Origin of the sequence: Blautia sp. MSJ-9, assembly GCF_018919065.1 — a bacterium.
GTDB lineage: Bacteria > Bacillota > Clostridia > Lachnospirales > Lachnospiraceae > Blautia_A.
Genome location: NZ_JAHLQG010000004.1, coordinates 1 through 12,336, shown reverse-complemented (window position 1 = coordinate 12,336; position 12,336 = coordinate 1). Strand labels below are relative to the sequence as shown.

Annotated in this window: 10 protein-coding genes; 4 read left to right on the top strand and 6 right to left on the bottom strand. The window is 41.8% G+C overall.

Annotation, left to right across the window (positions count from 1 at the left end):
• Position 1: 1 nt before the first annotated feature.
• Complete coding sequence (locus tag KQI87_RS00815; RefSeq protein ID WP_216458486.1) at positions 2-925, bottom strand: LysR family transcriptional regulator; 924 nt, start codon at positions 923-925, stop codon at positions 2-4.
• A 155-nt stretch (positions 926-1,080) separates the two neighbouring features.
• Positions 1,081-1,473 carry a DUF3783 domain-containing protein gene (locus KQI87_RS00810; protein WP_216458485.1) on the bottom strand — a complete coding sequence of 131 codons (393 nt, stop codon included), beginning with the start codon at positions 1,471-1,473 and terminating at the stop codon, positions 1,081-1,083.
• Between the two features lie 270 nt (positions 1,474-1,743).
• On the opposite strand from KQI87_RS00810, the gene KQI87_RS00805 reads away from it, so the two are divergent.
• Positions 1,744-2,967, top strand: coding sequence for a dicarboxylate/amino acid:cation symporter (locus KQI87_RS00805; protein WP_216458484.1), 1,224 nt, complete (start codon positions 1,744-1,746; stop codon positions 2,965-2,967).
• A 129-nt stretch (positions 2,968-3,096) separates the two neighbouring features.
• Here the strand turns inward: KQI87_RS00805 and KQI87_RS00800 are convergent, their stop codons facing one another.
• Positions 3,097-3,489 carry a VOC family protein gene (locus tag KQI87_RS00800; RefSeq protein WP_216458483.1) on the bottom strand — a complete coding sequence of 131 codons (393 nt, stop codon included), beginning with the start codon at positions 3,487-3,489 and terminating at the stop codon, positions 3,097-3,099.
• A gap of 201 nt (positions 3,490-3,690) precedes the next feature.
• On the opposite strand from KQI87_RS00800, the gene KQI87_RS00795 reads away from it, so the two are divergent.
• The gene (locus tag KQI87_RS00795) at positions 3,691-3,924 is read left to right on the top strand and encodes a DUF2798 domain-containing protein (RefSeq protein ID WP_216458482.1); all 234 of its coding nucleotides are present in this window, start codon (positions 3,691-3,693) and stop codon (positions 3,922-3,924) included.
• Between the two features lie 44 nt (positions 3,925-3,968).
• Here KQI87_RS00795 and KQI87_RS00790 read toward each other — a convergent pair whose 3' ends face one another.
• The 3 genes from KQI87_RS00790 to KQI87_RS00780 all read right to left on the bottom strand — a co-directional run bounded on the left by KQI87_RS00790 (position 3,969) and on the right by KQI87_RS00780 (position 6,848).
• Complete coding sequence (locus KQI87_RS00790; protein WP_216458481.1) at positions 3,969-5,600, bottom strand: AAA family ATPase; 1,632 nt, start codon at positions 5,598-5,600, stop codon at positions 3,969-3,971.
• A gap of 353 nt (positions 5,601-5,953) precedes the next feature.
• On the bottom strand, positions 5,954-6,397 hold the full coding sequence (locus tag KQI87_RS00785) for a hypothetical protein (RefSeq protein WP_216458480.1): 444 nt from the start codon (positions 6,395-6,397) through the stop codon (positions 5,954-5,956).
• On the bottom strand, positions 6,381-6,848 hold the full coding sequence (locus tag KQI87_RS00780) for a DUF3990 domain-containing protein (protein ID WP_216458479.1): 468 nt from the start codon (positions 6,846-6,848) through the stop codon (positions 6,381-6,383). The genes KQI87_RS00785 and KQI87_RS00780 overlap by 17 nt, the downstream gene beginning before the upstream one ends.
• An 836-nt stretch (positions 6,849-7,684) precedes the next feature.
• Here KQI87_RS00780 and KQI87_RS00775 point away from each other — a divergent pair.
• A complete protein-coding gene (locus KQI87_RS00775; protein WP_008705255.1) occupies positions 7,685-8,239 on the top strand; it encodes a TRAP transporter small permease in 555 nt (184 codons plus the stop codon).
• The gene (locus KQI87_RS00770; RefSeq protein ID WP_216458478.1) at positions 8,240-11,572 is read left to right on the top strand and encodes a TRAP transporter large permease subunit; all 3,333 of its coding nucleotides are present in this window, start codon (positions 8,240-8,242) and stop codon (positions 11,570-11,572) included.
• The last annotated feature ends 764 nt before the right edge of the window (positions 11,573-12,336 follow it).

Genomic DNA, 12,336 nt, shown 5'->3' with positions numbered 1-12,336 from the left:
CTCAAATATTCTGCTCCAGATATTTCTGCAGGGAAGATACATACATATTTCCCATCTTGCTGAGAATAGAGTTTTTTCTTGTAATATAGCCAATCTCCATATCGCTGTTCTGGTTTTGCTCGTCTCCCTCAAATGGAATTGCAAGATAATCACTGCCGTTTAGTTCTTCGCAGATAATTCCTGAACACAGGGTATAACCGTTTAGTCCTACCATCAGATTCAGCATAGTTGCACGGTCTGAAGCTTTGACGGTTCTGGAATATTCATTCGTAGACAGAATCTCTTCTGCCAGATAAAAGCTGCTCTTGTCACCCTGCTCAAATGACAGACATGGGTATTTTTCCAATTGGTCATAACTGATAGACTTTTCCTTTGCCAGTGGATGATTCTTCCATAAATATACATATGCCTGACAGTCTATAAGATGATGGAATTCCAGATTCGCGGAATGCAGAAGCTTCAGTATCGCCTTGCGGTTGAAATCACTGAGGTAAAGTACGCCAACTTCGCTCTTCATAGTACTGACATCGCTGATCACGTCTGCAGTTTTTGTCTCTCTGATGGCAAATTCATATTCTGACATGTCAAATTCCTGCGCCATATCCACGAATGCCTTTACAGCAAAGGAATAATGCTGAGTGGAAACACCGAATTTTTTCTTATATGAACCACCCTCGCTATATTTCTCAAGAACACTTTCATACTGACCATAGATCTGACGGGCATACATCAGGAATTCGGTTCCGTCATTAGTCAGAGTTACACCGCGGCCGCTGCGGTTGAATATTGTAATGCCAAGTTCCTTTTCCAGCTCCTTCACTGCATTTGTCAAGGATGGCTGAGAAATATATAATGCCTCTGCTGCTTTATTCAATGAACCTGTCTCTGATATTGTAATGATGTAATTCATTTGTGTTAGTGTCATAATTTCAATTTCTCCTTTTGACCGCAAATCTTAAAATATCGTTTGATTTAATCAATTTTCCAGCATCAATTACAACTATCTCTCTGATTCACACTCAAAGCTATCTCTCTGGAAAATCTGCTTTTTTCACAAAATAGTTCTCTTTGATGTAAATACTATTTTCCAGCTTCCGGATGATACATCTGATGTTCTTTCTCCAGTTCTTTATAAAGCTGGATGCAGCTCCAGTTCTGGTTATGCTCTGTCAGAACCGCTTTGTAATCCACAGGTGTTCCTGCTTTCCTTAATGTAAAGAGTACCTGGTCAAATAAATTACCTGTGATCCCAGCAATGACCAGCATTTCTTTTTCCATCTGCTCCTGTGGGATCAGCGCAATTGGAATTTCGGCTCTTGAAATCTCCTTTACTCCCGCCAGATAGCCAACTGGCTGACTGTAGTCCTGCGGCTCTACTGTTTTTAAACGAATCTTGAATGGCAGTAACGCCATCTTTAATTTGCGGAGTTTCTGCTGGTCTTTGAAATTTATTAATAAAATGGTTGGTTTCATCTGAATTTTCCTTTCTGTCTGCTGGTTTTTGATACTTTTTTAACTCTTATATAAAAGGCCCCACCCCTGCTTATTGCTCTTCGCAATTGAAACAGAGAACTTACCTGATTCAATTAAATGCAATTTATCCTCTTATCGTCCATAATATCACAGAAAATCCGCCAGATTCAATACCTGTCATTGTAATTCACACGTTATTGTGGTAAAGTAGTCTCATGCTATTTTTTCCTGAATCTGGAATATTTATCAGGAAAATGAAGGAGGGAACAAATGAAAACTTTCTATTCGTGGTATAAGAAGCATATTACCACCGCTATCTTTATCGGTCTGATCCTTGGTATCTTTACCGGACTGTTTCTGGCAGGTAGATTCGAGCCGGTTCTTACTGTTACAAGTCTGATCGGAAGCATTTACATGAATGCCCTGAACATGATGATCTTTCCACTGGTCTTCTGTTCCATTATCATGGGTATCTCCAGTATCGGTAATGCCCGTACAACCGGTAAAATTACAGCCGGTGCCATGATCTTCTTCCTGTGTACAACTGCTCTTGCCAGTCTTGCAGGACTGATCATTCCACGACTGATCCATCTTGGAGAAGGTGTCAAATTCGAAATGGCTACTTCCGATATCCAGGCAACAGAAATGACCAGTATCCTGGATACTATCAAGAACCTGATCCCGTCAAACCCGGTTGCAGCTTTTGCAAACGGAAACATGCTTCAGGTACTTGTATTTGCAGTAATCGTAGGATTCACACTCATCGCGATCGGTGAAAAGGGCAAAGCACTTCTGAACGTAATCGATTCCTGCAATGAAGTCTGTCTGAAAGTAATCAGCACAGTTATGTACTTTACACCAATCGGTGTATTCTGTACGATCGTTCCGGTTGTAGAAGCTAACGGTACAGAAACCATTATTTCACTGGCAACCCAGCTGATCATCCTATATGCGGCATTCTTCGGATTTGCCCTGATCGTTTACGGCGGTTCCGTGAAATTTATCGGAAAAGAAAGCCCGGTGAAGTTCTTCAAAGCAATGCTTCCTGCAGCTCTGAACGCATTCGGAACCTGCTCCAGTTCAGCAACTATTCCGATCAGCAAACAGCGTATGGAAGATGAAATGGGCGTATCCAACAAGATCACAAGTATCGCCATTCCTCTTGGCGCTACCGTAAACATGGATGCCGTATCTATCCTGATGTCATTTATGATCATGTTCTTCGCCAACGCATGTGGCATTAACGTAAGCATCTCCATGATGATCGTAATCCTTCTGGCAAACGTACTCCTGTCAGTCGGAACCCCTGGAATCCCAGGCGGCGCCATCGCATCTTTCGCAGCACTCGCCACTATGGCAGGCCTGCCGGCAGGTGTTATGGGTGTTTATATCAGTATCAATACTCTCTGCGATATGGGAGCTACCTGCGTTAACGTTATCGGTGATATGGCGGGTTGTGTGGTTTTGAAAGAGAAGATTAAATTAGAAGATTAATCATCAGAAATCTGAAATCTTTCAAATACATATTTCATATGACAATTTAACATCCAGACAAAAAAAGGAAGCAAAATCGAACAGTCATAATTTTGCTTCCTTTTTATTATGTATCAATGTCTTTTCTGCTTACAGATACTGACTGAATTCCACCTTCTCCTTATTCGGTCCTTCAATTGTAAAGAACTTCACTCCTTTCTCCCAGAATGGCAGGAAATGAATGGTATCTTGTGTAGAATTTAAACCAGCTTCATTGATATACTGGAAAATCTCTTCAATGTCTCTTACATCAAGTGCAACATGATCGATCGCGCCATGCTCCATTTTCGCTGCATGGTTCTCATAAGTCTCCACTACCAGAGTTCCAAGCTTCAGGAAAACGACCTTCTCATTCGCTTCCTCATTTACAGTCTCAAATGCTGTTTCAAACCCTAATTTGTGATAAAATTCTACTGTTTTGTCAATGTCATTTGTCGGAATTCCAATGTGCTGTACCCCTGTTGAATAGTTCTTTAAATCCATAGTTTTTTGCCCCTTTCTGCTAATCCTTGTGGCTTTTTATCGCTCATTATATCAGACTATTTTTTAACCTGACTTATCAGTCACTTAATATCTTATTTTTTTACAATATACGCAGAAAATTATCCGCTCGTCAAGAGTAACCGTCGATTCTTTTCACTAACATAGTCACTATCTACTCTGTGCATAATAACACTTTTCACAATGGTACCACTGATGAGCCTGCTCGGAACCATCGAATCCTCAGGGATCACTTCAAACCTGATCTTCATCTGGCTCCAGACCATCTGCCTGAACTCCATCATGGCCTACCCACTGCAGATCCTGGTTGTCGGACCATTCTGCCGCTTCGTATTTCGCCACCTGTTTGCATCTGCAAATCAGGGAAATGAAACTAAAGTAGAACGTGAAATGGAACAGCAGGGATTTGCGGAATAACTCTGCAAAAAAGAGAGGGCGATTTCTCGCCCTCTGACTTTTGATTAAATTCTATTTCTAAGAATTTCTATTTTACATTTATGCACCTTAGTTTCTTTGTTATAACTAATTCCAACGCCTAAAATTTCTCCAGTATATTTAGGTTCTTCTCCTAATTTACCGAGGAACCGTAGAATATATTCTTTATCTTTAATCTGCTGAATAGCTTCTTCCGGTGTATGATTCACTTTTAATTCCAGAATAATACATGTATCTGTTTTATCTACCGGATAAAAAATAAAATCAACATATCCTTTCCCTGATTTATCTTCCCTCTCCACACGATACCTGTCCCTTGCTGCCAGATATGCAAGATTTACAATTGCCGATAATTCAATTTCATTATTATAAGAAAGTATTGGTGTTTCCGTATTATGAACATAAGACAATATTGTCTCCATTGTTTCCGTGTCCCCATAAAGTGTGGCCTCAAGCATACGCTCAGATTCTTTCGCCAATCTATATACATATCCTAATGAAGCTTCCTTCTGGATCATCTCATCAAATTTATCCATCAATTCTTTATTAGGGATATATACCTTTCCGTTATAATAACTCAAAAAACCATAAACTACCATTGCAGACAAAATTTCATCTCTGGTCGTCAGATTCATAGAAGTAGCTGCATATTCCTGAATCTTTGCCTTCACACCCTCTTCTGTTATCATAACAGCAAGATCGTTGCGCACATCAGCAATATTATGTCTCACATAATAAAATATTTCATCATAAGGGCCAGAACTTGTCCAATAGCTACTTAAATTATTATTCTCTAAAGCCATTACAACTGACCTGGGATTATACATTCTCTCTCCATCTTTTGTAAAATACCCATCATACCATTCGCGCAAGCCTTCACGTGATATATTTATAACTTCGTTTCTCTCTTCTCTGATCTTGCTGTATCTGTTATAAAGCATATCAACTTCTGCATCAGAAAAACCAAAAGCATTTCCAAATCTAAATTCTGAAGCCATCGTATACTCTACAAACATATTCAATTCAGAACCACTGGAATACTTTGCAATCGGCAATATTCCCGTCATATATGCCAGCGCAACATACGGCTTATCCTTCAGCAGTCCCTTCAAAAACAGCAGATATGATTGCTTATCGTTCTCTGTAATAAACGGCATATGAAACACCGAATCCCATTCATCAAAAACAAACACAAAACGTTCATTTCTTTCTGCAAAAATCCTCTGCAGATCTTCTCTTACCGAACTTCCCCTTCGAAATGTAATTTCAGAATATTTCTGCTTTAAATCTATCTTCAGAGTCTCTTTTATGGCATCAATATATTCTTTATAACTGGTGCATTCATCATCAACTACACTAAAATCTATATAAATCGTATTATACTGATTCAAATGATTTTTATAATCAGGGAATTCTGCAATCTTCAAGAAATCAAATACATCATCGGCATCTACATCTTTTCCGAAAAAAGCACCGATCATATTTGCCATTACTGTTTTACCAAATCTCCGGGGACGCGTTACACATACATGACGATTTCCAACTTCCACCAATGGAATCAATTCCTTCAGCATCTGCGACTTATCTACAAAGTATGGACTATTCACTTCACTTTTGTACAACGTATATGGTGACATACTATTTAAATAAATTCCCATATGACCAGTTTCCTTTCCCAACAATATCCTTTTATATTCTTCCCTTATATGTAACTACAATTGTAAGCCTTTTCCACTATATAATCAACCGCAGAATTCTCCCTGTCCATCTTTGCATCTTTCGAAACCTACGACCAACAGAAAATCCTCCTCGAAAGCGAAGGCGTAACTATCATCCACACAGACAAAGGCTGGAAAACCGACCTCAGAAAATACCAATGGAAAACCACCCTTGATGATGCTTTGTATTTCGAAAGTATATTTAAACAAAATAACATATAAACAAAGCAAATAAGTTCTCTGCCTATTGTTCTTTACAATTAAAACAGAAAACTTACTTGGTCATACTATCATTATTCCAGTATCTCTCCAGCTTTATAACATTCTGCAATATAATCACGCGACTGATAATAAAAATCTGTATTATAGTCTGATATACTTTTATCTATCCAGGAATGATACACTTCCCATACCCCTTCCATAATCTCCTGATCCTTATAACAATCTTCAATCACCCGTTCGTAAACTTCACCGATTGTCCAATAATCCGGAATACGATACCTACAGTCTCCAACATTATCAAACTCCCCCTCTGGAATCTGACATTCTTCTATAAATTCCGATGCAACCTTCTCGATTGGTTCACAATGAAAAACATCCGCATAGTCATAAATCCTCTCCAATGTTTCTCTCCCCATCAAATCCAGAACCATGCAACGTTTCTGTTTCCGAATACGCCCGATATATTCGATTAAACTACAAGTATAAAATAAATTACTATTATTTTTTGTTCCCATAAACTTCCTCACTTCCCATAAATGTTAATGTATCTAATGCAGAAATCGTATGAAAACTAATCTGATGTGTCGGATGATTAAATTTGACAAGCTCCCAAAATGCAGCCCTTGTTATTTTCCCATCCACAAAAGCCTGTACATAATTAAAAATTGTATCATCAGCCATAGGTCCCTCTACAATATCATACGTATGCGCTCTCCCCGTTCTGCACGCCACAATAAAATCAAGCCATTCATCCGTCATTTTCTCAAATTTCAAATACTTCAATGCCGGATTCGGAATATAATCATAACTGTTCACATATCCCTTTTTCCCATATCTGGTCGCCCACCGCTCCGCCTGTTCCTTATAAACAGTACAATAAAAACCAAAATAAAAATCTTTATTAAAAACCGCTCTTCTCACCTCAGGAAACCTGACAATTTCTCTACTTCCATAAAATAAAATCATCTAATTATACTCTCCCCTTTCTAATATTATATTTCACAATCACTATATGTACTTATGTCATAAGTATATATCATCTCATATCTAAAAACAATTTTATATATCCATAAGATATTCGAAAATTAATCTCTAAAATAAATTTTCCCCTTATAAAATAATCTCACACTACGCACCCACCCCAAGAAGAAATTGGCTTCGCCCAATTTCTTCCAACAAACTCATTTTTCCACCACAGCCAATAGCCAGCGCGAAGCAGCATCCCTTATCACGCTGTGTACGCCCCACACCAACAAACTTCCCCCAAATACTTACAAAAACCTCTTGACTTTCAAAACAAACAGCGTTAAAATTGCTTTAGCTTTTTAAACAGCTAAACCTATAACGCATAAATTCAACGAAGGGAACCAGTAAAAACAGTCCCCCTGTCCCCAGAGAGCTGCAGTCCGGTGAAATGCAGCGACAGACCTGTTTCGAATATCATCCCCGAGAAGGAAAGCCGAACCCTTGAATACAGCCATCACAGATATTGCCATATTCACAGTAAGCTTCCCCGGCCGCCCCCCGTTACAGGAGCCGCGTATATCGGTACGTTGCAGAATCGTACTTGTTTCAAAGGTGAAACAGGGTGGTTACGGAATATTATATGTCCGTCCCTGCGTGGGGCGGACTTTTTTTATATCAAAAATGCCCTGACACACGAGACATACTTTCTTTTCCAGGCTGTCGATCTGAAACCGAAACACTACTTCTGCTTTTTGAAAACAGCAGAATTCACCACAGATGAATCTGCCCTACATTTCGAAAAACAGCAGCAAAAATTTTTGAGAGGAGTAGAGAGCATGAAAATCTACAAAAAAATCATGAACGCACTGGCTGCAGTAGAAAAGATCGTTCTTGTGATCTCCACACTGCTGATCCTGGTGCTGACTGTGGGAAATGTATTTTCCCGTAAAGTCATCCACCGTTCCTGGTCCTTCACAGAAGAACTTGTAGTAGCGGTGTTCGTACTCATCACCCTGCTGGCAGCCGCACTGGCCTGCCGCGAAGGAGAACTGGTCAGCCTGACACTGGTCACAGACCGCCTTCCAAAGAAACTGAAGAAACCGTCCGTAATCCTGATCACGGTCCTGAGCATCATCTTCAGCGTCATCCTTTTCAAATACGGAATGGACAAGGTAATCACTCAGCTTCAGAACGGAAAAAGAACCTTCGTATTAAACTGGCCTGAATGGATCTTCTGGTCCTTCGTGCCCATCGGTGCAGGATGCATGATCCTTCACTTCATTGAATTCTGTCTGGACTTCTGCTGCAAAACCGACAGTGCCAAAAATACCGACAACAGCACAAAAAGTAACATGAACACAATCACAACAGACAAAAAGGAGGCCAAATAAATGATCAGTGCAATCTTATTTATCTCCTTCTTCATATTCCTGATCCTGGGTGTGCCCATCGGAATCTGCCTCGGACTTTCCTCCGTATGCGCGATCCTCTACTCCGGTACATCCCTGACGATCGTAGCAACAAACATGTACTCAGGAATCAGCAAATTCCTGCTCCTGGCAATCCCGTTCTTCGTGCTGTCAGGAAACATCATGGCAAAAGCCGGTATCTCCAAACGACTGATCAAATTCGTTGATACCTGCGTAGGCCACAAAAAAGGCGGTATCGCCATCGTATGTGTTATCGTAGCCTGCTTCTTCGGTGCGATCTCCGGTTCCGGCCCTGCAACTGTTGCAGCCCTTGGTGCCGTACTGATCCCGGCCATGGTAGAACAAGGCGGTTTCTCCGCACCATTCTCCACAGCATTGATGGCTACCTCAAGCTCCATTGCCATTGTCATCCCACCAAGTATCGCCTTCGTTGTATATGCATCCATCACAGGCGTATCCATCGCAGATATGTTCATGGCAGGTATCGTACCTGGACTCCTTATGGGCGTGGCACTGGTAATCGTAGTAATGCTCGAAGCAAAGAAACACAATATCAAACCATCCAGAGAAAGAGCTACCGGAAAAGAACGCTGGGATGCTTTCAAAGATGCTTTCTGGGGATTCCTGATGCCGATCATCATCCTCGGCGGTATCTACGGCGGTATCTTCACACCAACCGAAGCCGCAGCCGTATCCGTTGTATACGGACTTTTCGTAGGTATGGTCATCTACCGCGAAGTTTCTATCCGCGATATGTTTGACATCCTGGTAGACTCTGCTAAGACAACCGGTGGAATCATGCTCATCGTTGCCAGTGCATCATTGTTTTCCTTTGTATGTACTAAATTCGGTATCGCAGAGGCAGCTTCCACATTACTTGGAAACATCGCACATAACCAGTTTACATTCCTGCTGATCGTAAACATCATCTTCCTGATCGCAGGATGCTTCATCGATGCAAACTCCGCTATGTACATCTTCGTTCCGATCATGCTTCCTGTATGTAAAGCACTGGGATACGATGTAGTAGCATTCGGTGTTATGGCAACTGTAAACCTTGCAATCGGACAGGTAACTCCTCCTGTAGGTGTAAACCTCTTCGTAGCAATCAGTATCAAGATCAAAAAAGGTCTGGAAGTTACTCTTCAGGAAATCTCAAAGGCAGTTGTGCCAATGATCGCAGCCTGCGTTGCAGTCCTTCTGATCGTTACATACATCCCGATCACCTCTACCTTCCTTCCGAAGGCTCTTGCAAAAGAAGGATCCTATACAGGTGATCAGTCATCCTCATCCTCAGACACAGCTTCCAAGGACGCAGGAGACGGCAACAACTCATTTGACACAATCGCAGATTACAGTGACCTTGACTGGCCGGAAATGACCTGGAACTTCGCATGCTCCACTACTGAGACAAGTACCTGGGCTGACGGCGGACGTAAGTTCGGTGAACTGATGGAAAAAGCTACAGGCGGCAAAGTCAAAGTCAACATTTACGCTGCTGACCAGCTGACAAACGGTAACCAGTCCGAAGGTATTCAGGCTCTGATGAATGGGGACCCGGTTCAGATCTCCATGCACTCCAACCTGATCTACTCTGCATTTGACCCACGTTTCAACGTTGTTTCTCTTCCATTCGTCTATGATTCTTACGATGATGCAGATGCGAAATTCGACGGCGAAGCTGGTGAGAAGCTGAAGGAAATCCTGGGTGAGTACGGACTCCACTGCATGGGTATCGCAGAAAACGGTTTCCGCGAAATCACAAACAGCAAACATGAGATCAAATCTGTAGACGATATGAAGAACCTGAAGGTTCGTGTAGCAGGCTCCAACCTTCTGATGGAATGCTACAAGAGATGGGGCGCTGATGCCACTAACATGAACTGGTCCGAAACCTACACAGCACTTCAGCAGAACACGGTAGAAGGTCAGGAGAATCCACTTCCTGCTATTGACGCAGCAAGCGTTCAGGAGGTTCAGCCTTACTGCTCCATGTGGGATGCAATTTATGACTGTCTGTTCTTCTGTATCAATCAGAATATCTATGACAGCCTTACACCTGAACAGCAGGCAGTTGTTGACGAAGCAGGACAGAAAGCAGTTGAATATGAGCGTTACATCAACCGTTCCGGAGATGACGAGATCAAAGAACGCTGGGCAAGCCAGAACGGTGTAACAATCACAGAGAAAGAAGACATGGATATCGACTCCTTCAAAGAGGCAGTTGACGGTATCGATGACTGGTTTGTAAACGAACTGAAGAGCCAGGGCTACGATGATGCCCAGGATCTGGTTGATCTTTTCACAAAGGATTCCTTCAACACAGTGGAAGATTACAGTGATCTGGACTGGCCGGAAACAACCTGGAACTTTGCATGCTCCACTACTGAGACAAGTACCTGGGCTGACGGCGGACGTAAGTTCGGTGAACTGATGGAAAAAGCTACAGGCGGCAAAGTCAAAGTCAACATTTACGCTGCTGACCAGCTGACAAACGGCAACCAGTCCGAAGGTATCCAGGCCCTGATGAATGGTGACCCGGTTCAGATCTCCATGCATTCCAACCTGATCTACTCCGCATTTGACCCACGTTTCAACGTCGTATCACTTCCGTTCATCTATGATTCTTATGATGATGCAGATGCGAAGTTTGACGGCGAAGCCGGTGAAAAACTGAAAGAAATCCTCGGTGAATATGGACTCCACTGCATGGGTATCGCAGAAAACGGTTTCCGTGAGCTGACTAACAGCAAACATGAAGTAAAAACTCTTGATGATATGAAGAACCTCAAAGTTCGTGTAGCCGGTTCCAACCTTCTGATGGAATGCTACAAGAGATGGGGCGCTGATGCTACTAACATGAACTGGTCTGAGACTTACACTGCTCTTCAGCAGAACACTGTTGAAGGTGAGGAAAACCCACTTCCGGCTATCGATGCAGCAAGCGTTCAGGAAGTTCAGCCTTACTGCTCTATGTGGGATGCGATTTATGACTGTCTGTTCTTCTGCATCAACGAAGACATCTACAACGACCTGACACCAGAACAGCAGGCAGTTGTTGACGAGTGTGGACAGAAAGCAGTTGAGTACGAACGTTACATCAACCGTTCCAGCGACAACGAGATCAAAGAACGCTGGACATCCAAAAACGGCGTGACATTCACAGAGAAATCTGATATGGATATCGCTTCCTTCAAGGAAGCCGTTGACGGTGTAGACGAATGGTTCGTAAACGAACTCAAAACCCAGGGCTATGAAGATGCTCAGGATCTGGTTGATCTGTTTACCAAATAATCCTAACGGTTACAAAACTCCATAAAAATAAAAAACACAGAGTGGTTAGGTTTTTACTTAACTGCTCTGTGTTTTTTATAATAAATTCATTATGTCATTTAAGATTCGTAATGTTAGAACATGACGTACTTGAGATTTTCTACAGTTCATATTATACTGAATTGGTACAATCGAACAGAATCCGGATGCGAAGTTTCGACCCTTGCCCTCCAGTTTTATGAAAGGAGGAAATGCCCAATGAATACAATGGAAGTCCTTACTTTACTATTAGTAATTTTTACGGCATTGATTTACATAGACCAACATAAAAAGAAATAAGCATCCCACCGCCCAAAGTTGGATGCTTAGCTTCTTCACTTAATAATTATGATACCGAGGGCAACCGGAACTGGCTTCCGATCATCTTCTAAGTAGATTATACAATGGGGCACTTGATTTTTCAAGTGTCCTTTTTATAATGTGAATTAAAAACTTTATCCTCACACGACTGAAGTCGCGTGCTTCCAGACGCTTTAGGCGTCAGACTAAATATCGGCGGATACGCCTGTAACTTAGGCCAGCGCAGTTATGCGCATTTTTCCATGCCAGATATGGCAAGTTCCCACATTGCAGGTAGTCCGCTGTATATCTGCCTGCATTTATGCTGCCTTTAAGATTTCCATTTGTAAATGAAGTTCTTTCAGATCTGCATAAACACATGAGGTTCTACGCTTTACCGGAGGGACTTTTGCCTCCAGCAAAGACCTTTCCGTTACCGGAAGGGG